Below are 25,852 nucleotides of genomic sequence, written 5' to 3'. Positions count from 1 at the left end.
ATGATCGATTTGTTGAAATTTCTTTCGCGAAGCATGTCGTTTGCATTGATCGCAGGTGCCTTGCTTGTATCCGCATGTGCAAATGATGAAAATACCGAGGCCCTCTCCAATGCAGAAGAAGCTGCCAACCCAACAAGCCAGGCAGCTTCTGCGAACAAGACTTTTACGGGCCAAGCCAAAGAAGCGGACCATCCTGCAGAAGCTACCGAGACGTTGATCGACGCTGCTACAAGAACGATCAATGATGTGACTGAGGCTGACTTCGAGGCCGGGGTACTTATCGATTTTGATTCGTTCAAAAAGAGCTTTTTCAATGACGATATCATTTCCAAGCTGAAAAGTAATCTTGAAGCGGTTGTCGCGCAAGATCAAGAGAAGTTCGCTGAACACTTGCATGAAAGCTACAGCCGTCATTCGGTATTCTTTGATAAACAAAACGTTCAATATATGTTTTATGATTTGGATACCATCAAGAAAGTCACTATGGACGGCAGAGTACAAATTCAGGTTGGCGTCCGGTTTGCCCTCCAAGACTCAGAGGGGAATGTGGAGAACAGCGGATTAACCTATTTCTTTGTGAAAAACAAAGAAGATCAATGGAAAATCGCTAATATCGATTAATGCATGCTCCCTTAACGAAGGAAGCTCATGATTTGGTCGATATGCAAAAAAGGCAAGCCGTTTCCTGACGAAACGCTTGCCTTTAGATCATCGATGGATGGCCTTGCTTTCTTAGGAAGCACAGCCCTCGCACGCCACATAGTTATCGCCGACTTGTTTGCTGATCGCAATCAGGTCGCCCAGCTTGATATCGTCTTCGCTCGTGAATTCCAAATCGGCAATGCGCGCCACGATCAACGATGCCGCTTCTTCCTTGCTGGTCGCCATCTGACTGAACTCGGATTTCTCACCGGTCGACACGACTTCGTATTCGTACGTATATCTCAATGTTTCCATATTGGCACTCTCCTCTCGAAAACACATCATATCATCTCCTAGCCTCGATTCCAAGGCAAACGAAGGATACTAATCGTAACGCTTTTTCATCTGCTCTGCCATCCGCTTCACGTCCATGCGATCCACGCTTGGAACAGGAAAGGATTCCGCTGCGGCATAACGGCTCCGCAACGTCCTTACCAATGCAGCCGTGTACATGGCGGCCGAAGGGACTCCGGCCAGTTCCTGCAGGCTCGCCATCGTACCTGGCCGAACCTCAGGGTAACCCTCCTTGGCACCTCCCGAGGCCTCCCGGTAAAACCGGCTTACTTGTTGCACCAAAGCATCACCCTGCCCTTCGACGATAATGAAAGCCGTAATAATGTAAGCCTTGGCCTGCCTGCGCTGGGCAATGCCGCAGAACTTCATGCCTTCTACGCTCACGTCGTATTCACCAGGACAAAATGCCCCTTCAATCTCACCCGTACGGGCATTTCGTGTCCACGGATGCAGCGACTCGGCAATGATGGAGGCCATCTCCCGGAAGTCGTCGTGAATGTTAATATCGCGCCCCGGATTGGGCAGCATAAGCGAAATATTCACAACCCCCGGATTCAATGGAACCGCAGCTCCTCCGGATGGCCGAACGCACACCGAGGTTCCCCCGCTCCTGATGCGCTCCATCGCTTCCACGGCCAGCGGCAGCCGGCGGTCGCGCAAGCCTGCTACGAACGCATCGGGATGACGCCATATATGGGCAAGTGGAGCGTGTCCTTCACCCACGCGTCGGCACATCAGCTCCTCCCAGGCAAACGCTTCGAGCACGTCGCTCCCGGCACGCAGCAGCGGCGTTTCCCAAATGCGCAAACGAGAAGCGTAATCCCGCTTGGACTGAACGTCCGGCTTGGTCGCAAGATTCGAAAGCTGCGAAATTTCCATATCTACATTCCCCCAACGGTGGATGAAGGAGGACCTCCCTCAACCAAGGATATCGATGCCATATTGGATTCATTTGTAACGGAGCCCGTGCAGCGACTTTCCGGATATTTCATGTAAACACGTCCGATCAAACGATTCCTGACGACCTGTTTATTGTATTTCACTTTCTGTGATTAATCCAGCAGGGATGAGCGGTCAGCCCATCGTTGTCTACCGGACCCGGCAATCGGGAGGCGAAAAGAACAGAACGGGTCCTGTATGCAAAAACAAGACCGCATTCCATGAAAGGAATGCGGTCTTGTGCACGATATACCCTCTGTACAAGGACAGCTTGTCCGGCACGGCTTATTCTTTCACCAAAGAAAGAAACTCGGCACGCTGGGCCTGATTGCTGCGGAACGAACCCCGTACCGCCGATGTCACCGTCTTGCTGCCAGGTTTCTTGACACCGCGGGAACACATGCACAGATGCTCGCCTTCCACGACGACCATCACGCCGTGCGGTTCCACGACTTCGTTCAGGATGTCGGCAATCTGGGACGTGATGCGCTCTTGAACCTGCAGGCGGCGCGTAACCGCCTCCACAAGGCGGGCGAGCTTGCTCAAGCCAACGATTTTGCCGCTCGGCACATATCCGATATGGACCTTACCGAAGAATGGAGCCATATGATGCTCGCACTGGCTGTAATAAACGATATCCTTCACGATGACGAGTTCCTCGTGATTCTCGTCAAACGTTACGCCCAGCACTTCGCGCGGATCAACGTCATAGCCCGCAAAAATTTCTTCATACATCCGGGTTACGCGCGCAGGCGTTTCAAGCAGCCCTTCACGCGTTGTATCCTCACCGATCAAGCTCAGAATCTGCTGTATATGATACTCGATCTTCTCCCGGTTATCGATAACTTTGGAATTCACATAATCTTTAACGCCAGCCACTGCCAAACGCCTCCTTTCAAACGACATCGGGTGGGCAGCCCTTTTTCTTGCTATTATTTGCGGCGACCTGACGTTTTACGCGCAGGATGCTGCGGAGCCTGCGGCTGTTTCATGCCAGGCTTTTGGTTTTTCATCATTTGCTGGGCACGCTGCATCTGTTTGCCGTTCAGATTGTAGCCCATCTGCTTGGCCATCTTCTGAAGCATGTCCGGATCGCTTTGCATTTTCTCGAGCTGTTTGCGCAAATAAAACACCCCGATGAAAAATCCGCCGACCAGACCGACAATCAGAGTAATAATCGGTATAACAATTTCCATCCTTAGACACCTCTGTATGTGCAATCTGAAAGCCCCGTGATCCGTGCGGCACCATGATGTTTCAAGCCATTTCAAGCCATTCCTGCTGCATGCACGGTCCGGATTTTCCTGAAAGTATCATAGCATTTCCGCACGCATGGAGCAAACGGATTTTCCAGCTGCATTTCAGTGTGCGAATTCGCGTCCGCCTTAGGCCAGCACCGCTTCGATGAACACGGTCGTGTGCACGGCGAGGTCCACCTCGACCACATCCAGATCGTATCGCGAGCTTCCGCGCGCAATGCGGACGACCGGCCTGCCCGGCAGCCCGCGATGCTGCTTGACGATCACGCCTGTTTCCTTGGTGGACAGGCGCACCGCCGTTCCGTTCGGATAGATGGACACATTCCGGTTAAACTCGATCAGCACGTCCCGGTCCAAGCTGCGCCCCGACATGGCCATCATTTCTTCGCAAGCCTCGTGCGGCAGCAGCATCCGTCCGGACGAACCGTTGATGGCGTTGTCGTACACGTCCGCCACCGCGACGATTTTCGCGAAAGTGTGGATGTCCTTGCCCTTGATGCCCCTGGGCATTCCCGAACCGTCAACGCACTCATGATGCTGCAATGCCACATGGGCTGTGTGAAGGCTGAACTCACGCTTGGCTTTGATCAATTCGAATCCCCGCCATGTATGATGCAAAGAGGAGTTGGCGGCAGGCCTGCCGCCCGGGTCGTCGGCTACCTTGCCGATGTCGTGCAGCAACGCGCCCACGGCAAGGTCCTTGAGCTGGTTATAGTTGAGCCCCATATTCAGCCCAATGACCGAGGACAGCAAACACACGTTCATTGCATGAATGTACTGTGCATTGTCCTTGGAGCGAATGTCGGTCAGCTGTACCAACAGCTCGCGGCCGCTCAACACGTCGTTCAGCAGCTTGTCGATGCTGACGGCGATCTTTTTCGGGCTCCATTCCTTTCCCGAACGCACCGCTTCAAGCGTTACGCTCATCTCTTGAATGATGGCCCGTTTCGTGGCTTCATCCAGTATGTCTTCCGTATCCACATCTTGGTATGCTTCATCCTGGATGTACAGCATGGTCACGCCGATACGCTTGAGCGTACTGACCATGAATACGGTGAGCTGGACACCGGCCGACAACAGCACCATGCCGTTGCCCGAATACACCGTTTTGCCCAAAATCTCGCCCGCTTCCACGCTCTCCACGTTTACATATTTCATGCATGTCCCCCGCTCTTACGATTGCGTCTCCAATGCGAGCAATTGCTCCTTGGTTTGCAGACCGCCTACATAACCGAGCAGGGTGCCGTCCTTGCCGCTAATGCGGTGACATGGAATGATGATCGGCACCGGATTTTTGCTGATCGCGTCCAGTACGGCGCGAACAGCCTTCGGCCTGCCGATCGCTTCAGCAACCTGTTCGTGTGATAAGGCTTCTCTATAAGATATATCGGACAGGACTTGCCATACTTGTAGCTGGAACGGGGTTCCGAGCAAATCGAGCGGCAGATCGAACGTTTGTCGTTCGCCCGCAAAATATTCGCCAACCTGCCTTACAGCCTCCCGCAGCTTGTCATCGTTCTTCTCGTAACGGTACTCACCGATCCAGGTGCGCGCCCATTGTTGAAGATGCGCCTCTCTCACATGAAAGGCTCCAAAATCGACATGGCACAGCCCCTTCTCGGTAGCACACAACGTCAACGTGCCTATCGGGGTAACGACCTCGTCGTAATAAATAGGTTTGCCGTGCAAACCGGTTACTGCGGAAGGCTTCCACGCTGCTGCTTCAGTTTTGGCCTTCGGCGCGACATTTCCATTTGCAGAATTACTATCCGCGGTCGGACCTGTCACACCTTCCTCTTGTTTATGGTCGCTCACTTGCTTGGCATGTGGCTTCTCGGGTAAGGACGCGGACGACGTCAATCGTTCCTTGGCCTTCTGCAGCATGTCCAGCACGTTCCCATCTTGTTCGTAAGCAGCAGCTTCCCCAATCGCTCTCATGGCTTCTTCTCCTCCTATTCTTCCCAGCGCCCAGGCAGCGGTTCCCCGCAGCTCCGGACGCGGATCGCGCTTCAACACCTCGGTGAGTTTGGGTACAGCGCTTTGGTCCTTGAAATTCCCCAGTGCAATGACCGCATTGCGCTGAATCGGCTTTCTCCCCCGCCAGGCGGCGGAAGTATGCCCGAATCGCTCTTTGAATTCGCGGTTGCCCATATCCAGCAGCGGCAGCAGCAAAGGTTTCACAATCTCCGGATCGGGCTGCAGGTCGGGATGGTGATCCCAGTTTTTTCCCCGATTCTTCGGACAGACGATCTGGCATGTATCGCATCCGTACAGACGGTTGCCTATTTTTAGCATGAACTCTTCATCCACGAAACCTTTGGTCTGCGTCACAAAAGAAATGCAGCGCTGCGCATTCAGTTGGCCAGGGCCGACCAACGCGCCTGTCGGGCAGGCGTCGATGCATTTCGTGCATTCTCCGCAATCTTCGGTAACCGGTGTATCGGGCTGAAACGGAATGTTCGTCACCAGCTCGCCCAAGTAGATCCAGGAGCCGTATTTCGGCGAGATGATCGAGCAGTTTTTGCCGCTGAAGCCGATGCCGGCCCGCTGGGATACCGCGCGATCAACAAGCACGCCCGTATCCACCATACTCTCGATGATCGCTTCCGGTACCCGCTCGCGGATGAAATTTACCAGCTTGTCCATCGCCTCGCGCAATACGTGATGGTAATCCCTGCCCCATGCGGAGCGGGCCAGAATGCCGCGATATGCGCCCGGTTCCGACTTGGGCGGATTGACCATCTTTGACGGATAAGCGACCGCAATCGCGATGAGCGAGGCCGGCTCGCTGCCCTCGAGCGCGGGACGTACTCTTTTTTCAATATCCTTCTCCTCGAACCCCGACTCATAACCCTTGGCCCGGTGCTGCTCCAGAATCGCCTTCAGCGACACAAACGGCTCCGCCGATGCAAAACCGATATCGTCAATGCCCAGCCCGGGTCCGGCCGCCTTGATCTCCTGTTTCAACTGCTCCCAATAGGAGGCTGTCTGCGGCATCCCGGTCTGTACATTTGTCATAAACCTTCCCTCTTTTCTTCCCGATCCACTCCATTGGCGCAAACGGTAAACGCCCGCCTCGTGATGGGAGACAGGCGCTTCTTGTTCATGGATATGCCTAAAAGCTCGGATGAACCCGGTTATATGGTTTAACGCAAAAAATGATGAATAGTTCCCTTCCAATTGTTTACAGCTTTTTGATTTCCGAAAACGGCCAGAAAATGAACTCCGCCTTGCCTACGATTTCATCCGACGTAATGCTGCCGAAAATGCGGCTGTCTTTGCTCTTCCCTTCATGGCGGTTGTCGCCCATGACAAAGTAGTGGTCCTTCTCCAACGTCAACGGTCCAAAATCCGGATCTTGCACCTCGGTATCGGTGTAGCTCTCCGACTGCCGTTCTCCGTTCACGTACAAATAATGGTCCTTCACCTCGATCGTGTCGCCAGGGATGCCGACGATCCGCTTGACCAAAAAGTCCTTCTTGCCGATGCCGTCGCTCGGATCGCGCAATACAACAACGTCAAAACGCGAAGGCGCGCCGAAATCATAGACGATTTTGTTGACGAACAGTCGATCCCGCTCCACCAGCGTAGGCTGCATGGACTGCCCTTGAACCATCGACAGGTTGAAAACGAACAGGTTCAGCACCATCATGATCGCAAAGGAGACAACGATGGTTTTGGTCCAATCCCATAGCTCGGCCAACCATGATACGGAGGTTTTCCCCGGCTTGGCGGCCCCGGCAGGATGCTCCGGGGGAGATGGATGGTTGGAATTCACAAAAGGTCACCTCATTCATGAATTTTTGTGTTGAAATAACAAGCGCTCTGTCGGTTCGCAAATAGGCGGTGATCGGATCAGGTACTGGCAGCTTATAGCAGTTATATTGGCACATCGGTATTTTGGGATGATAAACCTTAATTACAAGGAACGTTAATGTATCGCATATTTGAAATGTTGTCGTTACGTTTGTACAACGAGTCACTTTGGCGGCGGCATATCAGGCGCTAACGAATCTCACACACCTTATTGAGGGGCTTCCCCCCTCACAGAAAATGTAACGAACCTCAAACACGCTATTGGCGTCAAGAACACGATATTTGCCCCATCCTCGGGGAAATAAAGTGTCTAAAGTTCGTTAGCACTCGAAGAGTCCAATTTCACTGCAAATAAGACGCGTCAGGTTCGTTGGATTTGGAAGTGACCCTCTACTCCGAGCAACCATGACGAGATCGTACGATCACCACATTTTTTTCGGTTACTCCGTCCGCCCACCATGCATCCCACGATCCTTACAATACAAGTACCCTTAATTCAGAACGTCGGCTCACCGGGTAACACCGAGCACTTCACCATTGAGCCAGACTTCAAAAATCAGACATTCCATCCATGTTGATATGCGCATCAATCCGGGAACATCGGTTCCAACAACGGACAAACGCAAACGCACAGGAATTGTTCTATTAGTTTATCCAATTTGATAGGTTTATTTGCAATTGCATACTCTATTTCAGTCTACTTCATTTGCTTGCACGAGACAATTGGTGATGAGAACCAATAAGGAGATGAAAAAATAGAAAGACATACCCTTTACGCCAATGCGCCCAAAGGATATGCCCGATATTTAAGTGAATCTGCTATGTTATCTGTAATAATCATTCAAACTACGCCTTGGACAAGATGCTGAGCTTCTGGAATGCACTCAAAATCTGATTGGCTCCATAGCCCATCGCTTCGTAAAGAGGCATCGCCGCTTTGTTATGCTCGTCTCCCGCAACCCAAATCTGGCTGACTTTACGCTGCTGGAACCGTTGTTCCATGGACGCGACTAGTTTTTTGCCAACTCCTTGGCGACGATAGTCCGGATGAACCGCGATCCGATAGAGACATCCTTGGTTATGATCGATTGTGCCGATCAGCGCCCCAACGAGTTCCCCTTCTTCCTCGGCAACCATAATCAGTTCGGAATCCCATGACAATTGACGGGCAAACGGGCCCATCGTGTTCTCATAACAATCTTCCGAAAGCGCAATCTTGAGCAGCTCCGTCATACGACTTGCATCACTCAACTGAAAGGAACGAACGTGCATGTCTTAAATCTCCCTTTTCGTTAGCTTGATTGATGAGGTTTTACAAAAAGGGGTTCCCCTTTTACCAAAAACCCGATGTTTGTATTATGACAAAAAACGAGAAAAAAACGCTTCTTCGTCAATTAAAGCATACTTTTCGCCATAAAACACGCATTTTCTTTTGAAAGCGCTTAATTGTAACCGTTTACATCAAAATTCGTTTCTATTTCTATTTCATTTTAATCAATATCACATAAAATTCTGCATATAGGGAAAAATATGTTTGTTATCGCGGATTATGCATTTGATCAACTTCCCGAGGGACTTAATAAACAAAAATGTTGATTAATTGGCTCGGATGCGGTTTAATAATAATGGCAAGGGTATTGTTACATATGCACCTTAAAACTTAAAACTCAGGAGGTATTTCACTATGGCTTTTCAATTACCGGCTCTTCCTTACGCTAACGATGCACTGGAACCACATATCGATGCACAAACGATGGAAATCCACCACGATCGCCATCACAACACTTACGTAACCAACCTGAATGCAGCTCTGGAAAACGCTCCTGAACTGCAAGGAAAATCCCTCGAGGACCTGCTCGCCAACCTGGACAGCGTACCTGAAAGCATCCGCACGGCGGTTCGCAACAACGGTGGCGGTCACCACAACCACAGCCTGTTCTGGGAAATCATCGGACCAAACGGCGGCGGCGCTCCAACTGGCGACATCGCTGCTGCAATTGACAGCGAGCTGGGCGGTTTCGACAAATTCAAAGAAGATTTCGCGAAAGCAGCTACAACGCGTTTCGGTTCCGGCTGGGCATGGCTGGTTGTCGGCAAAGACGGCAAACTGTCCATCACTAGCACGCCTAACCAAGACAGCCCGATCTTCGAAGGTCTGACTCCGATTCTGGGCTTGGACGTATGGGAGCATGCTTACTACCTGAAATACCAAAACAAACGCCCTGATTACATCTCCGCGTTCTGGAACGTAATCAACTGGGATGAAGTTAACAAACGCTACGCAGCTGCAAAATAAGCACTGTGATTGCACAAAGAGCCTGATCCGGTCGCATGGCCGGTCAGGCTCTTTTTTTATAACCATCCGAGCGGACACTTTACGCACGCACGCCTCTTTCCTATTCGAGCACGGCGTAGGCACCCGCGAAATAATTACCGAGCAGCTTGAGGAACACGTTCGGAAAAGCCAGCTTGTCCATATCTTCCGGACCGATCCAGCGGTACGTCTGGCCGTCTCCTTTACCGACGAACGCCAGCAGCGATTCTTCGCGGGCATGGCCGCCAGCATCTTGTCCGCTTGCCGCCTGAGCAGCCGCTGCCTGCTCGCCATAGGCGGCCACGGCTTCCGCGGCAATCAGCGGAAGCTCGCTGCCCGGGTCCTGCTGCGTACATTTGTACACCTGCAGGCTCCAAACGATATGGCTGAACACATGCTCCGCGTGTGTAGCCAAGCCTTCGGGGCGGGCGGCAATGCCCTCCGCCCACAGGCTGCCGGCCAGCAATGCCATGGCCGGCTCATCGGCGAGCGGCTTGGCCGCCTTGCCGGCAGCGGCGGGCGCCGCCAGCACATGCGGCAGCTCCCACATGCGGGCCAGAAGGCCCGTATCCGGGCGCTGCCGCACGAGCACTTTGCCGCGATGGGCACCGCGGCCTTCCACCAAGGCGACGAGCCGCTGCTCGGGGCGCGGCGGCTTCGCCTTCGTTTTGACCGGCAGGGTCAGCTCCCTGCCGGCAATGCGGCCCGAGCACTGCTCCATGACCGGACAGGTCAGGCAGTGCGGGGCCTTGGGAGTGCACACCAGCGCGCCCAGTTCCATCAGCGCCTGGTTGAAATCCCGAGCTCGCCCTTCCGGGATGAGCTCGGTCGCCAGCTCTTCCATCAACACCCGGGTACCCGTTTTCATGATGTCCTCTTCAATGAGGAAATAGCGGGACAGCACCCGCATGACGTTGCCATCCACCGCAGGCTGGGGCTGGTTGAAGGCGATGCTGAGAATCGCGCCGGCCGTATACGGCCCTACGCCCTTGAGCGCGAACACCGAAGCTTTGTCGCTCGGCATCTCCCCGCCGTGCAGCTCCATGACCTGCTGCGCCGCTTTTTGCAAGTTGCGCGCCCTCGAATAGTACCCTAGACCTTCCCAGTTTTTCAGCACGTCTTCTTCGGGCGCTTCGGCAAGCGCCCGCACGGTCGGAAAATTCGAAATAAAACGATTGAAATACGGAATGACCGTATCCACCCGGGTTTGTTGCAGCATGATTTCGGATACCCAAGTAAAATACGGATTGTTGTGACGCCGCCATGGCAGATCCCGCTTGTTCGCCATATACCAATCCAGCAGATTGATGCTGAAATGTCTTTTCTGTTCCATTAAACCCATAAGTCCTTCCTTTCATTTGCACGCCTGTCCATAAACATGCCCTTCATGATCACCTAAATATCCTTCGGTCTCTGCTCTTGTCCGTGCAGCTGCTCCACGACTGCAAACGCCGCAGCCAACTCCGTCTGGTGCGTAATGCTCAGGTGAATGGCATAAAGTCGGTCTTTCGGCAATTGCAGCCGTTCCCAGGCTTCGGCAGATAACGTCACTTCCGGCTTTCCTAGCGCACCCGGCAGCACTTCGATGTCCGTAAAAGCCATAACTCGCCCGATGCCGCAGCCAAATGCTTTGGATACCGCTTCCTTGGCCGCAAACCTTCCGGAAACGAACTCCGTGCGGCGTTTGCCCCGTTCTGCGGCCATCCTCCGCTCCGCCGGCGTCAGAATGCGGTTCAGGAAAGCTTCGCCCCGCGTGCCTTCCAGCAGCCTTTGCATGCGTCCGATCTCCAGCACATCGTTCCCGATTCCGTGTATCATCCGTGCTTCACCTGCTTAATCATTTATACTGTGGTGCAATAACCAACATGTTCTCGCTAGTCCCTACGTTCGATATCCGAACACGTATTCCATTGTAGCAGGTGGCAGGCCCAGATGCGAGTACCCGGGGCCATCGGCGAAAACTTCCATCTTGGGGGGGCTGTTCGGGCAAGATTCACAGCATCCGTTCAGCCGTCGATCATAAAAACAACAAACTCCAGCAACGCTGCTTGGCTGTCGGAAACGGAAAATCTTCGTCCACAGCGGCAGTAACGTGTCTGGAGTTCATTGGTCGTTCATGTAAGTACGATGATCAAGCCGGTTTGCCCAAGTCGAACGGAAAAAACTTAAATGCCGGGAATGGCATTCCGTTTATGGTGCGTGCGCTTATAGAATGCTTCCAGGCGTTCCTGCGCAGCAGGATCGATCTGTTTGCCTTCCAGATAGTCGCTGTTTGCCTCATAGGAAATGCCCAGTTCCTTCTCATCCGTTTGGCCTTCCCACAATCCTGCGGACGGGGCCTTGTCCAAAATCGGCTGAGGCACGCCCAGATGGGCCGCAAGCTGGCGAACCTGGCGTTTGTTCAGGCTGCTCAGCGGCGTGATATCCACGGCGCCATCGCCCCATTTGGTATAAAAGCCCGTGATGGCCTCAGACGCATGGTCTGTACCGACGACCAACAGGTTCTCTTCAAAAGCAAGGGCATACTGCATAACCATGCGCGTTCTTGCTTTTACGTTTCCTTTGCCTTGATGCGTCATGTGGCGCGGGCTGCCCATGGACTTGAAGCCCTGCTCCACTTCCAGCGCAATCTCGTTCACCGCATCTTCAATGTTCGTTTCGACCACATGCTTCAAATCAAAAGCCTTCGCGACAGAATAACTGTCCTGAATATCCTGTTGATCGCCGTAAGGCTGAAATACGCCCAGCGTTTTGTACTCCTGGTTGCTTTCCGCGGTAAGTTCATCGGTAGCTAGTTTGCACAGTCCTGCTGCCACGGCGCTATCGATCCCGCCGCTGATGGCGATCAGCAGCCCTTTCGTGCCCGAATTTTTGACGTAGGTTTTCAGGAAATCCACCCGTTTGCGGACTTCCTCCTCCACATTAATGCTTGGTTTAACCTTCAATTCAGCGATGATCTGTTGTTGCAAACTCATCGTGCACTACACCCCGTTTCCAGAATAGTCAAATCGGATTCCTTCATAAGAATCACATGGTTCAATAACTCCATTTACCCAAAACGAAACGCCCCGGCATCGGTATTCCGAAGAGCGGGGCGTTGCTGGAGCGTTTTAACGGCAATAACGATCGAACGCACTGGTGAGCTCAGCCGCGATTTCCCCTGCAGATCGATCTTCCACCTGATGGCGCTCGATGAAGTGCACGAGCTCCCCGTCCTTCATCAGAGCGATGGAGGGCGAAGATGGAGGATACGGCGCAAAGTACTCACGCGCCTTGGCTGTGGCTTCCTTGTCCTGTCCGGCGAACACCGTATACAGATGATCCGGCGTAATGTCATGCTGCAATGCCTCGGCTACGCCCGGGCGGCATTGTCCTGCGGCACAACCGCAAACGGAATTAATAACGACAAGGGTAGTACCTTTGGCATCCGGAAGGCTCGCTTCCACTTCTTCCGGGGTGCGCAGTTCTTGAATTCCCAAACGAGTCAGCTCATCCCGCATCGGCTGAACCATATCTTTCATGTATTGATCGAATGACATCGACATTGGTTTCACTCCTTAATAGTCATCATAAGCTCCATTGTCCATCGTCATTGTTCGTTAAATGGATACAATGATGTTATCCTTATTATACATCCCCAAGCAATGAAAGCAAGATTGCACAGCGCCCGCGAAAAGGCATCTCTTCGATAATATGGCTTGTTCGCTGCCGCATTATGCCCCAAATCTATCGCTTAAAGGTAACTTTAAACACCGTGCCTTTCCCCTCTTCCGATTCGACCGTAATAGTGCCGTGATGGCGTTCCACGATGCTGTGGCACATGGATAACCCCAGTCCGGTCCCTTTCGGCTTGGTCGTATAAAAAGGTTCAAACAGCTTATCCCGGCTGCTGCGAGGTATGCCAGGTCCCGTATCCCTCACAAAAAGTTCTACCTGCTTTTCATCGTACGTCGTTTCCAAGGTGAGCACACCCTTTTCCTCCATCGCTTCCATTCCGTTGCGCGCCAGGTTAAGAACAACTTGTTTGATTTCCTTGGTATTCAGATAGAGATTAGGTACATTATGAGCAAGCATAAGCTCGATGCTTTGTCCGCGCAAGTTGGCATCTGCCCAAAGCAATGGGATGAGTTCGTGAATGATATCGTGCAGCTGTGCTTCTTCTTTTTCCGCGATCCGGTTCTGTGCAAGCGACAGAAAGTCATTAATAATGCTGTTGGCGCGATCCAATTCTTCCATGACGATGCGATAATAATAATGCAAGCTCTCCGGACTCTTTTCCTGCATTAATTGGAGAAAACCGCGCACGACAGCCATCGGATTCCGGACCTCGTGCGTAATGCTTGCCGCCATCTGCCCTACCAGGCTTAAACGGTCCACATTATCAAGTTCGCTGCGCAGCATTTCCAATTCGGTAATGTCCTGGATGACCAACATCGCCCCGGTAGTCTCGCCTGGCGCCCCGGCCGCGTATCCATAGAGCGGAACCGTCTGCGACCGAAAGACATGTGAGCCGTAGCGCACGGTCAACCCGTTCGCTTCACCATGGGTAACCGCTTCGCGGATGTTATGCTCCATTTTTTCAGCATGAGTCTGTTCGACGAATTGGCTGACCGGGTTGCCGATCAGATCGTTCGATGTTGAACAAGGAAGCTGTTCCCTCGCCGTTTGTTTCATCATGTCGTTGACGAACTGGACTGTTCCATTCCTGTCGACCGTAGCGATGGAGAGCGGAACAGCGTTCAACATCTGATGAAGTCTTTCCGTCTCCGATATGTACTTCTGATGCACTTCGGACAAGCGCTGTTCCAGACCATCATGGCGCTGAATATGTTCAAGCCAGAGTAAACCAAGGCCGCCCGCGATTGCCGCCCCGCCCGTGTAAGCCAATGCGATCCACACCCACTCTGCTGTCATGCCATCGCCATTGGAGCCGATCAGCGGGATACTTAGCATGCTGGCGAGCGCAATCTCCGCCGCGGCGAGTGTCAGCACCAGCAGCAATTTGCGGAAAAACGCATAATTCTTGAATCGTTTGGCGGACAACCATACAATAGGATAGAAAAGAATACCCGTTTGAAGGAGAAACTCGTTCAAATGATAGGGATAAGCGAATAGGAAATAGAAGAGCATATGGAGAAAGGACAAGATCAGACCCGTTCTTGGCCCGCCATACAGCATGGCGAGCGTGAAAGGAACTACGCCGAGCGAAATCGGAATGGCTGCCTGGCTTGCGTCATGGGCAAACAGCATGCAGAGCAGCATGCTAACGGCCGTCGCAGCGGCAAGACTCGCACTTGTCCGTCCCATCTTCGCACCGGCTTGCCTGGCGAGCACAAGATGGAATAAGGGAATCAGGAATACGGCCGCCCCGGCCAGCAGCACCTGTAAAAGAATGTCCTTCAATACAAACACAATGCCATCTCCCTCCTCGCCTGCACGTTCCCCCATGTATTTCTGATTAAAGCATAGGCGACAGTATATTACAATATATCCCTTCTATTAGCTTGTTAGAACTGCAGAAACAATAATATTGTTGCATAAAAAGCCAGGAGAGGACAGCATTTTGCAATATGCATGCGAATGATCAGATCAACGTGGATTTCCTTCCGGATATCTCGTTTACGTTATGTTGGAAGCGAGCAATCCCGCGTCCTTTCTTACTAAAACCATTATTTTTCGAAAAAGAGGAGAATCGAACATGTATGATGTCATTGTGATCGGCGGCGGTTCGGCCGGACTTATGGCCTGCGTGTCTGCTGCCGAGCATGGAGCCTCGGTGCTTCTGCTGGACAAAGGCGACCAGCTTGGCCGCAAACTCGGCATTTCCGGCGGAGGACGCTGCAATGTAACCAACGCCAAGGAAACCGACGAATTGATTCGGCATATTCCCGGCAACGGCCGATTTTTGTATAGTTCCTTCCAGAACCTGGACAACCAGGGGATCATGCGTTTCTTCGAAGGCCTGGGCATCGCCCTGAAAGAAGAAGACAATGGCCGGATGTTCCCTGTATCCGATAAAGCCAAAACGGTCGTGGATGCCCTGGTCGGAAAAATCGTCTCTCTCGGCGTCGAAATCCGGACCCGGGAACCGGTAAAGGAACTGATTTTGGATGGCGGGAGATTGTCGGGCGTAAAGCTGGCATCCGGCAAAAAGATATCGTCGCGCACGGTCATTGTGGCTACCGGCGGCAAATCCGTCCCTCAAACCGGCTCCACCGGAGACGGTTATCCTTGGGCTGAGGCTGCAGGACATACGATCACCGAGCTCTACCCCACGGAGGTTCCTATCGTTTCCGGGGAGAGCTGGATCCAATCCAAAGAGCTGCAAGGCTTATCGTTGCGGGATGTCGCGCTGTCCGTTCTGGACGCCAAAGGCAAAACGGTCATCTCCCATCGGGGGGACATGATTTTTACCCATTTCGGCGTATCCGGACCGATCGCGCTGCGCTGCAGCCAGTTCATCCGCAAGGTGCAGCTGAAATCGGGCAAGCCACAAGTCGAGATGAGCATCGACTTCTTCCCCGACTTGTCTGCTGGAGCCTTGGAGGCGCAGGTGCAGCAGGTGTTGGAGCAGGAGGCGCGTAAATCCGTGAAAAATATTTTGAAGACATGGATTCCCGAACGCATGATTCCGCTCATGATGAAACGAGCCAATATCGATGACGAACTCACGGTTCATCATTTTCCAAAAGGCATGTTGTCCGCATTATGCGGGCTCATGAAAAACTTCACGTTTCGTGTGGACGGGACGCGCTCCCTCAAGGAAGCCTTCGTTACCGGCGGGGGTGTCAATCTCAAGGAAATCCAGCCGAAAACGATGGAATCCAAACTGCTGCCTGGCTTGTTTTTTTGCGGCGAAATTTTGGATATTCACGGTTATACAGGCGGCTACAACATCACGGCTGCCTTCTCGACCGGTTATACGGCAGGTATGAATGCCGCCGCTTATCGTCATGCCGGCACTCACTGACATTGACTTCGGCAAACCGGACACGCCAAAAAAACCTCGAATGTTCACGCTCGTGAACTTCGAGGTTTTTTTCGTATGTGGGCCGAATGAATGCCCTTTATTCCACCATAAGCCGCTCCACTACGCTTTGACGCTCCCCGAGAAACCGTCGACCGCATCATCGAACGGCGGATCTTCGTCCCTGTTCTGCAGTGCATCTCCAGTGTAGTGATTATTCTGGCCTGTAGCATATGCCTCTTCCCAGTCCTCATTCACGAGATGGGCGGGAATCGAAATTTCCTGAAACATGCTCGGCCCTTCCGTCGTGTCGGCAAAAGCCGCGCTGCCTCCATAGGCTTGTACGATCTCTACGGCAGACTGTTCATCCTGCCGGTCCGTCGGGACGCATAACTGAAACGGTCCCGTCTTCGACTGGTACGGTTCGTAACCCAACTCCTTTAATATGGCATGTGCCTGTTCCATGGAAGAACGATCCGCAAAATGCGCTTGAAGCTCGCGATCAACCATTCCTGATATCCTCCTGGCCTGATGGTCCCACGCCCATCGTCAGCCCTCCAGAAATTCGGAAACCTTCTCATTGAAGAGTTCCGGTTGTTCGATGAAGGGAAGGTGTCCGCAGCCCTCCATCCTCACTTTCGAAGAGTTGTCCAATACGGCGTGAAACCTATCAGTTGATTTTATATTATAAGGATGGTCTTGATCCCCGATAATCATACAGGTCGGCGCTTGGATCGAATGTAATCTTCTTATTGCAGGCGGATGGACGGGCATCGCCAACCGGGGTTCGAAGCGACAAAAGACATCAGAGTTCCTCAGCTGAAATAATACGGCCTCTCTGGCAGCTTTGTTGGACTCTGACGGGATAAAGTACTGCCAAAAATCGCTCTTGATGAATGATTCAATGGCTGCATGCCTCCCTTTTAAACGAACGGCAAAGTAGTTTTTCATTCCATGCCACATCATCCCGACAGGCATTCGTTGACCACTGATAAAGGGTGCCGACAAGACAAGGGCCTTTACACGTTCCGGATGTTTCAAGGCAAAATCCAGGGCAATGCCTCCTCCGGACGACGATCCGATCAGAACCGCCCGGGTTACGTTCATAGAGTTCATCACCGTGTCCAGATCGTCCACATTGGAGAACCTTGAAGCAGGGGTGCTTGAGCGGCCATAACCCCTGAGGTCATAGCGAATCACCCGATATTTTGCCGAGAAAAATTCGGCTTGGCCGCTCCAAATATCATGTGTATTGAAATTGCCATGGAGAAAAATTAGAGGTTCGCCTTTACCCGACATGCTGGAAAACAAACGCCCATCATTCACTTGAATGAATCGCTCTTCACGCATAGGGCCTGCCTCTCCCCTCAAAGTAAATCCGCCTGCTGGAGATGGTCTTCAATGATGGACCGTAAAACCTCGGATATGGTATAGTCTCCGCGTCCGCAACAACGATCAATCTCATCCCAGCATTCCTCAGGCAAGGTTAACGAGATTTTTCGCGTTTCACCGATTCGTTTTCGCCCTGCCCCTGCTCTTGCTCCTCCCCTCGCCTTCTCTGCATCCATATCGGACCTCCTCCCATCAGAAACGGTATATTCCGAATTATTTCATGAACACGATTGCGGTTCAATTATTGCTACCTTTTTCAAATAACGTGCTGCCTGAATCAACTTCTCGTACGGCGCACCCATCCTCCCACCTCCAGGGTAAGAAAACCGAACCCGATGGCAGCAGCAGCCGTCAGCAAACCTTGCCACCATCCCAGCCAGGCGGCCCCCAAAGCATATCCGACCAGTAAGCCTACCGGAATAAACAACATGCGTACCATGATGTCCCCCGCTCTGTTCAACACGTAGGGGTCATAGGATAACAACTGAATATAGTCCGATGTTTCAAACATATTCCAGGATCGGTGGAACAGCACCGTCAGCATCATGATCAACAGTCCGCAAACGATGACGTTGGCGGGAAAAGGCGGAATGGCCACCGCAGCGACGGATAAACTCGCGAGCTGCACGTACAGCCTCGTGTTTGCCGTGTTTCGAAAATACGCCTTAAACGCCGTTTCCGCGGTTCTGCTGGACAGGCTGCGGCTGCGCAGCAGTTTGCGGGGTTTGCGAAAAATGAACGTTTTGGTTCGCGTTGCCTTCGGCGCAGTCACAGCCTGGCTAAGCAGCACTCCCGCCAGCTTCATCCGCCGCCTCAGGTCCTCGCGTACATCTCCTTCAAACGTGTTTTTCAGCTCAAGCCTGATTCGGCATAACATCGTGAGTACGGCCATTGCGCCAAGGATTCCCAGGAGGATCGCCCACATCCGATCATGCATCCGCAGCGTGGCCGTCACATAGACGAATCCCATCGCCGCACCTAAGGGCAGTACTCTAATCCATCGACGCCAAGACTCGTATTTTACCAGGATCAGATGTAAGGAAAGCGCCTGAACGAAGGCCGCAATGCCGGTCCACAAGGCAAGCAGTATGATATGGCCCATGGGCATCACATAGGCTCGCGACCATAGAGGCGCCGTCATAAGAAATAGCACAGCTATTTTGATCATGTGAAGCACACCCGAACGGCATAACCCTCGACGAATTAACGTTTTCATCCACGTTCTCCGGGATTTCAGGAACAGCATGTCGGCTTCCTCCATAAAAAGCAGCACGCCGCCCGTCAGCATGACCACTTCCAGCCCCATCGCCATTAAAGGTAATGGCAGCGATTCGGCCCACGAGGGAAGCGGCTTCGTCCACATGCTCCAATACCAGCCGCCGAAATAGAGCAAGCCTGGCACCAGCAGGTACAGCCACACCGTCCAATCCACGACCAGCTTCAAGTTGTTCCATTGTTCCTTGACATGCTCCGAGCGCCGGCGTTTATACAAACGAAGGGGCGTATATCTATCGATACCTTCCATAAACCTTCTCCTCTCCGGTCAAGACGTCAGCACATCGAAGCAATCCAATAACGAGGCATCTGGCAATCCGGCCGCAGCCCGTATCTCGCTCAATGTGCCCTGCGCCGCGCATTTTCCGTCATGAATGAGCACGATTCGGTCACAGATGCGTTCGGCCGTATCGAGCACGTGAGTGGACATCAACACGCCCGCTCCGCGGTTTCGTTCGTCATCCAGCAGTTTCAGGAAATCCTTCGTTGCCCGAGGGTCCAATCCGATGAATGGCTCGTCCACAATATAGACATCCGGCGAAGCAAGAAAACCGAGCATCAGCATCATTTTTTGGCGCATGCCCTTGGAGAAGCTGCCGGGAAGATCATCCCTGACCTTTTCCATGCCAAACCGAACAAGCAAATCCTGCGCCCGGGCGGTAAACACTTCCTCCTCCATCTCGTAAGCTGCGGCAGCCAAATCGAGGTGTTCCCATAACGTCATGTATTCATAAAAAACGGGCTGCTCGGGAATATAAGCATACCTTCCCTTCCCGCCAATAGTTACCTCATAGTCGGCATACTCCAGCAAGCCAAGCATCGTTTTGATGGTCGTGCTTTTGCCTGCCCCGTTGGGCCCGATGATTCCCACGAGTTCGCCGGGCATCACGTTGAGCCGGATGTTACGGATCGTCGTTTTTCCTTCCGCGTAACCGGCCTCCTCAATATGTACGTCCAGTACTGACGCCGCCGTTGTATCTTCCAGTGGATATTCCAATTCCCCTCACTCCTGTCTGATCAATCCAGTTTGAAGATCATACGTTGTTAATTGTACCTGAGTTGCAGCAGGATTTTTTGATCATTTTGATCTTTTTGATCTTTTTCAGTCCTTTGTTAAAACGCGAGCACCGTCGACTTGCCCTCCATAAAATGTTCAAATTTGAATTGCTCAAAATGCAAATCTTGTGACATATCGCATGTTTTTGTTCGAATCCAACCCTTAAAATAAAATCATGGCTCCATCGTTTAACGTGAAGACAATCAAAGTTGGGATTATATTTTACATCCATAAGGCACTCGTCCCAACGGATCAATCATTTTAGAAAAGGCGGGATCAGTATGCTGGAATTACAAGAAATCGGAACCGAACGTTCTCTTCATCTGTACCGCACCTTGGCCAAAACGTTCAAAAGCATGAATGAACATACGGTAGCCACAAGCAAAGTGCATGGTTTCAATCCCACCGCGTACGGCGTGCTTGAGGTATTGTACATGAAGGGGGCTCAGCCCATTCAACAAGTAGGTGCACAGCTTCTGCTGCAGAGCGGGAACGTTACCTATGTGATCGACAAACTGGAACAAAAAGGGCTTTTGCATCGCAAGCACTGTCCTCAGGACAGACGGATCATCTTCGTGGAACTGACAGAAGAAGGCCAGCGGATCATGGACGATATTTTTCCGGGTTATGCCCATAAAATCAACAGAGCAGTCAGCGGACTGAGCGAAGAAGACAAAGTGGTGCTCTCGGAACTGTTGGAAAGACTGACAATAAGTTCGGAACGGACCATGGGCAACGATTTGAAATAAAAACAAAACAACCGGCTCCCTGTTTCCGAGAGCCGGTTGTTTTTGCATTTAATATTGGCCGCAGCCTACCATATAAGGTGGATCTCACCCGAAAATCAAAGCGCCTTTCGGAACACGTCAAGCCCACAGCGTCGGCGCAGTTCCAAAAGGCGTTTAACTTTTTGCTTAAGCACGTTGGCCGGAAGCTGCGTTTGACGAAGACTCTCCTTCTTCCGGAACGACCAGCCGTTTGCGCAAGGCAAACGCGGTCAGCCACGAGATCAGCGCAATGACAAACATGATGACAAATAACGAATGCAAGCTTCCTTCCAGCACGCCTCGCAGCAAAGCCCACTTCTCGTCGGACAATGCTCCTTCCGCATGCGGGGCAAGCAGTTGGTTAATATCGCTATCCGATATACCTGCATCGGCGAGATGCTGTTCGGCGGATAACGCGGAAATGCGGTAGTTCAACCATGTGCCGAAGGCCGCCGCCCCGATCGTTTGTCCCAACGTCCGCATGAACGTATGCAGTGCCGTGGACGATCCGCGCTCCTGGTACCCTACCGAGGATTGCGCAATGATCGTAAAGATCGTGAACGCAAATCCGAAACCAAGCCCATAGATGAACGTCAGCACGAACAACACATAATCCGGGGAAGTCCCTCCTACCAGAAACAACCCGCCGGAGCCGATCGCAATGCCTGCAAGTCCGATCAACGCGGTCATCCGGGAACCGATTTTCAACAGCATGCGACCAGCCATCACGCTTCCGATCAGCCAGCCCACCGACATCGGGGCGAGCAGCAGGCCGGATTCGGTCGCATTGCCCCCCCTGACGCCTTGAACCCAGAGCGGCAAATAACTCGTCAGGCCAATCATGAGCGTGCTGGCCAGAAGGCCGCTAACATTGGCTACGCGAATGTCCCGAATGCGGAACAGATGCAAAGGGACCATCGGGGCCGCAGCCCTCTTTTCCACGACGAAGAACATGATCAAGAAAATGACGGCGACTGCGCTCAAACCAACAATAACGGGAGATTCCCATGCATAGTATTGCCCCCCTGCCGATAGCACGAAAAGCAAAGCCGTGATGCCAACGGTAAACGTAACCGCTCCGGCATAGTCAATTTTGGCGGAACGAGGGGTTACCTCTTCCTTCAAATAGCGGAACACGAACCACATCGCGAGCAAGCCGAACGGCACGTTGAAGCCAAAGATCCACTGCCAGCCCAGATTATCGACAAAGTATCCTCCCAGAAGCGGACCTACCAGGGACGATATTCCCCAGACGGAACTGATCCAGCCTTGAATTTTGCCCCGCTCCTCAATCCGGTAAATGTCACCAATGATCGTGAACGTTACGGGAACGACCGCACCTGCCCCCAGACCCTGAATGGCTCGAAAAGCGATCAGTTGTTCCATGTTCTGCGATAAGCAGCAAAGCAACGATCCCAGCAAAAACAAGGTACAGCCAATCAGAAATACAAGCTTGCGCCCGTACAGATCACTGATCTTGCCAAAGATCGGCGTACTGACGGCCATGGTCAGCAAATAGGCGGTAAAGATCCAGCTGAGCAGCTGCACGCTTCCAAGATCGCTAACGATCGTCGGTCCCGCCGGACCGATCACCGTGCCTTCAATGGCCGACAAAAACGTGGCCAGCAGCAACCCCGCCAGAATGAAGCTTCGTTTCAACTCTCCGGTTCTCACTTAAACCCTTCTCTCTCGTAACATTTGGTTTTTCTTATTTTGTCGTTCCGGTCCGAAGCCATTCATCGTATAAAAGGGAATACATATCCATGTCCTTGTAACCGGTAGACGTATGCTGATACTGCCGCAGCAGTCCTTCCCGCGTGAATCCCTGATGTGAAAGGAAGCGGCCGGAAGCCTCGTTCCGCGGATCTACCAGCGCTTCGATCCGGTTAAGGCCCATCGTCTCGTATCCATAGGGCAGCAGCACGGAAAACGCCTCCGTCATATAACCCTGCCGCCAATGTTCGCGCCCCAGCTCGTACCCGATCTCGCCGCGGAACGCGCCTCCAAGCTGCCACGTATTATACCCGCAGCTGCCGATCAGGCGCCCTGTCGCTTTGAGTTCGATCCCCCAGCGAATGGCCTCCTCCTCGCCTGCCATCTGATTGAGAAGCGCAATCATGTCCGCAGCCTCGCTTGTCCCAAGCATGGGGGAAAGATTCATGTAACGGGTAACCTCGCGGTCCGACCACCATTCAAACATCTGGGCCGCATCCCGGCGGCGCATCTTGCGCAGAAGGAGCCGCCTGGTCTCCAGCTCCGGAATTCTGCCTTTGCATCTGTACATATAAGCCACTCCGATCCCTCTCTGCAAACCATGAGATTCTTAAGTCATCTAATCATAACCTGGGCCGAATGGCAACCATCCATACAGAAAGAAGCGTCCAAGCCAAAAAACCGGCCCGCCTTCGGTCCGGTCTTGTTGCTGTTACGGTTACAATGAGGGCCTGTCTGCTTCTCCCGCATAAACATCAGGTCGCGGACGCTTTGCTGCCGCTCGCCAGAACTTCATCGTTAACCCGGTGAAGCATCGCCGAGATTTCCTTGAATTCCTCGATGCCTGCTCCCGTCAAGCTCCATTGTTCCCCATGAGACGTCAGGAAGTTCTCCTGCGTCAAATAATCCAACTGCTGCCGGATCTCTCTCTCCGCAATGCGATAACCCCGCTTTTCCAGCATAGGCAGCGTATCGCTGACGGTCAGATTCTGATCCTGGGCCAGATGTAATAGTTGGATGCGAACGAACAAATTCTGTACTTCTGCGTGCATCAATCCAGCTCCTTCCCGGGTTGCAGCCCTTCGTGATTACAAATTCATTACCCTGCTCCGATGACAAAGAAACAAACACGCACCATAAGCCGCCTGGCTGACATTCCGTAATCCTCCGCTTGACTAACGGCAGGCACTGCACTATCTTTGAGTTAAAGTCCATTCATGTTTGCTCGGGAGGGTGATTCATCATGTTTCAAGCCGTTTCTTATGAAGGAACGCGAAGCGAGCAGCACACCGCCGTCCTAGGGCAGTTAAGCGCACTGATCCGCGATGAACCTAGCGCCATTGCCAATCTGGCAAACGCTGCGGCGCTGCTCAATGTATTTTTGACCGACATCAACTGGGTCGGCTTCTATCTGTATGATGGAAAAGAACTTGTACTCGGTCCATTCCAGGGACTTCCGGCATGCATCCGCATCCCGCTTGGACGCGGCGTATGCGGCACGGCCGCTTCGGAACGACGGACCGTTGTCGTGGAGGATGTTCATGCCTTCCCCGGGCACATCGCCTGTGATGCAGCCTCAAACAGCGAGATCGTGATTCCGATCTTCAAAAACGGGGAGCTGTACGGCGTGCTCGATATCGATAGCCCGCTCAAAAACCGGTTCGATGACGAAGACCGAGCCTTTCTGGAGGAAGCCGTTAAGCTTCTCTCGGAACAGTTGCAGTAATTCGGCTGCAAACGGCCTGACCGAAGATTCCTTGCAATAACGCTATGATCATGTTTATTGCCGAACCACAGCAAAGAGCACGGACCCGCCAAGGTCCGTGCTCTTTGCTGTGCACATCCATGTTTTGCTCGCCCAATCTTACTCTATGCAGCACGGGAAGATCCCGTTCCGGCTGGCGCTTCATCAGGGAGACCGCGTTATTGTTTGTTAAACACCACAAATTTCAGCTCGGTCATTTCCTCCGTCGCGTATTTGACGCCTTCGCGGCCGATGCCGCTCTGCTTCACGCCGCCGTAGGGCATGTGGTCTACGCGGAATGTCGGAATATCGTTGATGATCACGCCGCCGGCTTCGATATGATCGGCAGCATGCAGCGCCGTATGAATGTCATTCGTGAACACCCCGGCTTGAAGCCCGTAAACGGAATCGTTCACATGGGCAATGCCTTCCTCCACCGTATCGATCGTGTTAATGATCACGATCGGCGCAAAAACCTCTTGGCAGGACACCTTGGCATCGCGCGGAACATTGACGAGCACGGTTGGCCGCAAAACGCCGCCTTCGGCCGTTCCGCCCGCAATCAGCTCGGCTCCTGCCTGCTTCGCTTCATCGATCCACCCCAGCGCCCGCCGCACGTCTTTGGACGTAATCAGCGCGGACACGATGGTATCCGGGTTCAGCGGATCGCCAACAATCACCTGACTAGCCGCTTCTGCAAAGCGTTTGATAAATTCCTCCGCGATGCCACGGTGCACATAAATGCGCTGCAACGAGATGCAGACCTGGCCCTGATTGGTGAAGGCACCGGTTACGCAGCGCGGGATGACTTTATCCAGATCGGCATCCCGGTCCACGATTACCGCCGCATTGGAGCCCAGTTCGAGCGTCACGCGCTTCAGCCCCGCCTGGCTGCGGATGCTCTTGCCAACCCCCGGGCTGCCCGTAAACGTAATATGGGCCACCCTTGGATCGGACACAAGCACGTCGCCGATCGTTTTGCCGTCGCCGCTGATGACGTTGAGCACACCGTCAGGCAGTCCGGCTTCTTTCAGCAGATCGGCAATGAAGTACGCGGATAACGGCGTCTGTTCCGCCGGTTTGAGCACGATGGCATTGCCTGCCGCAATGGCCGGGCCAACCTTGTGAGCCACCAGGTTCATCGGAAAGTTAAACGGCGTGATCGCGCCGATGACGCCCAGCGGATGGCGCACCGTGTAACCGATGCGCCCTTCCCCGCCGGCAGCTGCATCCATCGGCACCGTTTCTCCCGTTAAGCGCTTCGCTTCCTCGGCGGCAAAACGGTACGTCTCCACGGTCCGGTCCACCTCGGCCCGCGCGGCCGTGATCGGCTTCGCCGCTTCCAGCGCAATGATGCGCGCTGCTTCTTCTTTCCGCTGCGCAAGCAGGACGGAAAGCTGGTACAGAATGGCGGAGCGCTGATGCGCAGGCATCCGCCTCATCCCGGCGCTGGCTTGCGCAGCAGCCGCAATGGCCTTCTCGGCTTCCTCTGCCGTGGCGGAAGCCACCTCCGCAAGCTGCTCGCCCGAATATGGCGCGTGCAGCGGTTCATACGTTGCGGCCTCTACGGACTGGCCGCCAATATAAAGGTGTTGCTTTTTCATGGCTGCTCC

27 protein-coding genes are annotated in these 25,852 nt (G+C 53.0%); 5 read left to right on the top strand and 22 right to left on the bottom strand.

The features are described from left to right. Positions 1-621: a hypothetical protein gene (locus SNR34_RS03580; RefSeq protein ID WP_486181159.1), complete on the top strand. Its 621-nt coding sequence runs from the start codon at positions 1-3 to the stop codon at positions 619-621. A gap of 111 nt (positions 622-732) precedes the next feature. Here the strand turns inward: SNR34_RS03580 and SNR34_RS03575 are convergent, their stop codons facing one another. The 8 genes from SNR34_RS03575 to SNR34_RS03540 form a co-directional block, all read right to left on the bottom strand. Continuing rightward, positions 733-957: a hypothetical protein gene (locus tag SNR34_RS03575; protein WP_236420788.1), complete on the bottom strand. Its 225-nt coding sequence runs from the start codon at positions 955-957 to the stop codon at positions 733-735. A gap of 69 nt (positions 958-1,026) precedes the next feature. Beyond that, positions 1,027-1,875 (bottom strand): lipoate--protein ligase family protein, encoded by an 849-nt coding sequence (locus tag SNR34_RS03570; RefSeq protein ID WP_236420787.1) that lies wholly within the window; start codon positions 1,873-1,875, stop codon positions 1,027-1,029. 345 nt (positions 1,876-2,220) lie between these two features. Further along, positions 2,221-2,814 (bottom strand): GTP cyclohydrolase I FolE, encoded by a 594-nt coding sequence (gene folE, locus SNR34_RS03565; protein ID WP_236420786.1) that lies wholly within the window; start codon positions 2,812-2,814, stop codon positions 2,221-2,223. Positions 2,815-2,867: 53 nt separating this feature from the next. Further along, the gene (locus SNR34_RS03560; RefSeq protein WP_236420785.1) at positions 2,868-3,131 is read right to left on the bottom strand and encodes a YneF family protein; all 264 of its coding nucleotides are present in this window, start codon (positions 3,129-3,131) and stop codon (positions 2,868-2,870) included. Positions 3,132-3,320: 189 nt separating this feature from the next. Then, positions 3,321-4,352, bottom strand: coding sequence for an HD-GYP domain-containing protein (locus tag SNR34_RS03555; RefSeq protein WP_343262411.1), 1,032 nt, complete (start codon positions 4,350-4,352; stop codon positions 3,321-3,323). Positions 4,353-4,367: 15 nt separating this feature from the next. Beyond that, on the bottom strand, positions 4,368-6,212 hold the full coding sequence (gene queG, locus SNR34_RS03550) for a tRNA epoxyqueuosine(34) reductase QueG (RefSeq protein ID WP_486181158.1): 1,845 nt from the start codon (positions 6,210-6,212) through the stop codon (positions 4,368-4,370). Positions 6,213-6,378: 166 nt separating this feature from the next. Then, positions 6,379-6,972: a signal peptidase I gene (gene lepB / locus SNR34_RS03545; protein ID WP_236420782.1), complete on the bottom strand. Its 594-nt coding sequence runs from the start codon at positions 6,970-6,972 to the stop codon at positions 6,379-6,381. An 884-nt stretch (positions 6,973-7,856) separates the two neighbouring features. Next, entirely contained in the window at positions 7,857-8,282 is a 426-nt protein-coding gene (locus SNR34_RS03540; protein ID WP_236420781.1) for a GNAT family N-acetyltransferase, read from the bottom strand. Positions 8,283-8,694: 412 nt separating this feature from the next. On the opposite strand from SNR34_RS03540, the gene SNR34_RS03535 reads away from it, so the two are divergent. Then, positions 8,695-9,306 (top strand): superoxide dismutase, encoded by a 612-nt coding sequence (locus tag SNR34_RS03535; RefSeq protein ID WP_236420780.1) that lies wholly within the window; start codon positions 8,695-8,697, stop codon positions 9,304-9,306. Positions 9,307-9,406: 100 nt separating this feature from the next. Here the strand turns inward: SNR34_RS03535 and mutY are convergent, their stop codons facing one another. From mutY to SNR34_RS03510, 5 genes are all read right to left on the bottom strand, one after another. Then, positions 9,407-10,666, bottom strand: coding sequence for an A/G-specific adenine glycosylase (gene mutY, locus SNR34_RS03530; protein ID WP_486181157.1), 1,260 nt, complete (start codon positions 10,664-10,666; stop codon positions 9,407-9,409). Positions 10,667-10,719: 53 nt separating this feature from the next. Continuing rightward, positions 10,720-11,142, bottom strand: a complete 423-nt coding sequence (gene acpS / locus SNR34_RS03525) for a holo-ACP synthase (protein WP_486181156.1) — start codon at positions 11,140-11,142, stop codon at positions 10,720-10,722. 347 nt (positions 11,143-11,489) lie between these two features. Further along, the gene (gene nadE, locus SNR34_RS03520) at positions 11,490-12,299 is read right to left on the bottom strand and encodes an ammonia-dependent NAD(+) synthetase (RefSeq protein WP_236420777.1); all 810 of its coding nucleotides are present in this window, start codon (positions 12,297-12,299) and stop codon (positions 11,490-11,492) included. Positions 12,300-12,434: 135 nt separating this feature from the next. Next, positions 12,435-12,869 (bottom strand): BrxA/BrxB family bacilliredoxin, encoded by a 435-nt coding sequence (locus SNR34_RS03515; RefSeq protein WP_236420776.1) that lies wholly within the window; start codon positions 12,867-12,869, stop codon positions 12,435-12,437. Positions 12,870-13,050: 181 nt separating this feature from the next. After that, positions 13,051-14,772, bottom strand: a complete 1,722-nt coding sequence (locus tag SNR34_RS03510; protein WP_486181155.1) for a two-component system sensor histidine kinase NtrB — start codon at positions 14,770-14,772, stop codon at positions 13,051-13,053. A 250-nt stretch (positions 14,773-15,022) separates the two neighbouring features. Between SNR34_RS03510 and SNR34_RS03505 the strand changes: the two genes are divergently transcribed. Continuing rightward, positions 15,023-16,294 (top strand): BaiN/RdsA family NAD(P)/FAD-dependent oxidoreductase, encoded by a 1,272-nt coding sequence (locus SNR34_RS03505; protein WP_343262415.1) that lies wholly within the window; start codon positions 15,023-15,025, stop codon positions 16,292-16,294. Positions 16,295-16,414: 120 nt separating this feature from the next. On the opposite strand, the gene SNR34_RS03500 is transcribed toward SNR34_RS03505, so the two are convergent. The 5 genes from SNR34_RS03500 to SNR34_RS03480 form a co-directional block, all read right to left on the bottom strand. Further along, entirely contained in the window at positions 16,415-16,801 is a 387-nt protein-coding gene (locus tag SNR34_RS03500; protein WP_339275983.1) for a hypothetical protein, read from the bottom strand. 39 nt (positions 16,802-16,840) lie between these two features. Further along, on the bottom strand, positions 16,841-17,641 hold the full coding sequence (locus SNR34_RS03495; protein ID WP_486181154.1) for an alpha/beta fold hydrolase: 801 nt from the start codon (positions 17,639-17,641) through the stop codon (positions 16,841-16,843). Between the two features lie 17 nt (positions 17,642-17,658). After that, on the bottom strand, positions 17,659-17,859 hold the full coding sequence (locus tag SNR34_RS03490; protein WP_339275980.1) for a ribbon-helix-helix domain-containing protein: 201 nt from the start codon (positions 17,857-17,859) through the stop codon (positions 17,659-17,661). A gap of 101 nt (positions 17,860-17,960) precedes the next feature. Then, a complete protein-coding gene (locus SNR34_RS03485) occupies positions 17,961-19,208 on the bottom strand; it encodes an ABC transporter permease (protein WP_339275978.1) in 1,248 nt (415 codons plus the stop codon). Positions 19,209-19,226: 18 nt separating this feature from the next. Next, positions 19,227-19,955, bottom strand: coding sequence for an ABC transporter ATP-binding protein (locus SNR34_RS03480; RefSeq protein ID WP_486181153.1), 729 nt, complete (start codon positions 19,953-19,955; stop codon positions 19,227-19,229). Between the two features lie 341 nt (positions 19,956-20,296). Here SNR34_RS03480 and SNR34_RS03475 point away from each other — a divergent pair, with 341 nt between their 5' ends. Then, positions 20,297-20,764: a MarR family winged helix-turn-helix transcriptional regulator gene (locus tag SNR34_RS03475; protein ID WP_339275969.1), complete on the top strand. Its 468-nt coding sequence runs from the start codon at positions 20,297-20,299 to the stop codon at positions 20,762-20,764. 165 nt (positions 20,765-20,929) lie between these two features. Here SNR34_RS03475 and SNR34_RS03470 read toward each other — a convergent pair whose 3' ends face one another. The 3 genes from SNR34_RS03470 to SNR34_RS03460 all read right to left on the bottom strand — a co-directional run bounded on the left by SNR34_RS03470 (position 20,930) and on the right by SNR34_RS03460 (position 23,547). Further along, positions 20,930-22,441 carry an MDR family MFS transporter gene (locus tag SNR34_RS03470; protein ID WP_339278315.1) on the bottom strand — a complete coding sequence of 504 codons (1,512 nt, stop codon included), beginning with the start codon at positions 22,439-22,441 and terminating at the stop codon, positions 20,930-20,932. A gap of 49 nt (positions 22,442-22,490) precedes the next feature. Continuing rightward, entirely contained in the window at positions 22,491-23,066 is a 576-nt protein-coding gene (locus SNR34_RS03465) for a GNAT family N-acetyltransferase (RefSeq protein WP_343262420.1), read from the bottom strand. A gap of 184 nt (positions 23,067-23,250) precedes the next feature. Then, a complete protein-coding gene (locus SNR34_RS03460; protein ID WP_339275966.1) occupies positions 23,251-23,547 on the bottom strand; it encodes a hypothetical protein in 297 nt (98 codons plus the stop codon). A gap of 191 nt (positions 23,548-23,738) precedes the next feature. On the opposite strand from SNR34_RS03460, the gene SNR34_RS03455 reads away from it, so the two are divergent. Next, entirely contained in the window at positions 23,739-24,221 is a 483-nt protein-coding gene (locus SNR34_RS03455) for a GAF domain-containing protein (RefSeq protein ID WP_236420765.1), read from the top strand. Positions 24,222-24,418: 197 nt separating this feature from the next. Here SNR34_RS03455 and SNR34_RS03450 read toward each other — a convergent pair whose 3' ends face one another. Beyond that, complete coding sequence (locus tag SNR34_RS03450; protein ID WP_486181152.1) at positions 24,419-25,843, bottom strand: aldehyde dehydrogenase family protein; 1,425 nt, start codon at positions 25,841-25,843, stop codon at positions 24,419-24,421. Positions 25,844-25,852: the final 9 nt, after the last annotated feature.

The sequence above is a fragment of the Paenibacillus sp. XP01 genome (assembly GCF_057364885.1).
Note: the sequence above shows the minus strand (reverse complement) of the source record. Positions and strands in the feature narration are given on the sequence as shown.

Bases quoted from the DNA above. Each gene is read 5' to 3' on its own strand.
- SNR34_RS03580 (WP_486181159.1), top strand. From the start codon at position 1: ATGATCGATTTGTTGAAATTTCTTTCGCGAAGCATGTCGTTTGCATTG.
- SNR34_RS03575 (WP_236420788.1), bottom strand. From the start codon at position 957: ATGGAAACATTGAGATATACGTACGAATACGAAGTCGTGTCGACCGGT.
- SNR34_RS03570 (WP_236420787.1), bottom strand. From the start codon at position 1,875: ATGGAAATTTCGCAGCTTTCGAATCTTGCGACCAAGCCGGACGTTCAG.
- SNR34_RS03560 (WP_236420785.1), bottom strand. From the start codon at position 3,131: ATGGAAATTGTTATACCGATTATTACTCTGATTGTCGGTCTGGTCGGC.
- SNR34_RS03555 (WP_343262411.1), bottom strand. From the start codon at position 4,352: ATGAAATATGTAAACGTGGAGAGCGTGGAAGCGGGCGAGATTTTGGGC.
- queG (WP_486181158.1), bottom strand. From the start codon at position 6,212: ATGACAAATGTACAGACCGGGATGCCGCAGACAGCCTCCTATTGGGAG.
- SNR34_RS03540 (WP_236420781.1), bottom strand. From the start codon at position 8,282: ATGCACGTTCGTTCCTTTCAGTTGAGTGATGCAAGTCGTATGACGGAG.
- SNR34_RS03535 (WP_236420780.1), top strand. From the start codon at position 8,695: ATGGCTTTTCAATTACCGGCTCTTCCTTACGCTAACGATGCACTGGAA.
- mutY (WP_486181157.1), bottom strand. From the start codon at position 10,666: ATGGGTTTAATGGAACAGAAAAGACATTTCAGCATCAATCTGCTGGAT.
- acpS (WP_486181156.1), bottom strand. From the start codon at position 11,142: ATGATACACGGAATCGGGAACGATGTGCTGGAGATCGGACGCATGCAA.
- nadE (WP_236420777.1), bottom strand. From the start codon at position 12,299: ATGAGTTTGCAACAACAGATCATCGCTGAATTGAAGGTTAAACCAAGC.
- SNR34_RS03515 (WP_236420776.1), bottom strand. From the start codon at position 12,869: ATGTCGATGTCATTCGATCAATACATGAAAGATATGGTTCAGCCGATG.
- SNR34_RS03510 (WP_486181155.1), bottom strand. From the start codon at position 14,772: ATGGGGGAACGTGCAGGCGAGGAGGGAGATGGCATTGTGTTTGTATTG.
- SNR34_RS03505 (WP_343262415.1), top strand. From the start codon at position 15,023: ATGTATGATGTCATTGTGATCGGCGGCGGTTCGGCCGGACTTATGGCC.
- SNR34_RS03500 (WP_339275983.1), bottom strand. From the start codon at position 16,801: ATGGTTGATCGCGAGCTTCAAGCGCATTTTGCGGATCGTTCTTCCATG.
- SNR34_RS03495 (WP_486181154.1), bottom strand. From the start codon at position 17,641: ATGCGTGAAGAGCGATTCATTCAAGTGAATGATGGGCGTTTGTTTTCC.
- SNR34_RS03490 (WP_339275980.1), bottom strand. From the start codon at position 17,859: ATGGATGCAGAGAAGGCGAGGGGAGGAGCAAGAGCAGGGGCAGGGCGA.
- SNR34_RS03485 (WP_339275978.1), bottom strand. From the start codon at position 19,208: ATGGAAGGTATCGATAGATATACGCCCCTTCGTTTGTATAAACGCCGG.
- SNR34_RS03475 (WP_339275969.1), top strand. From the start codon at position 20,297: ATGCTGGAATTACAAGAAATCGGAACCGAACGTTCTCTTCATCTGTAC.
- SNR34_RS03465 (WP_343262420.1), bottom strand. From the start codon at position 23,066: ATGTACAGATGCAAAGGCAGAATTCCGGAGCTGGAGACCAGGCGGCTC.
- SNR34_RS03460 (WP_339275966.1), bottom strand. From the start codon at position 23,547: ATGCACGCAGAAGTACAGAATTTGTTCGTTCGCATCCAACTATTACAT.
- SNR34_RS03455 (WP_236420765.1), top strand. From the start codon at position 23,739: ATGTTTCAAGCCGTTTCTTATGAAGGAACGCGAAGCGAGCAGCACACC.
- SNR34_RS03450 (WP_486181152.1), bottom strand. From the start codon at position 25,843: ATGAAAAAGCAACACCTTTATATTGGCGGCCAGTCCGTAGAGGCCGCA.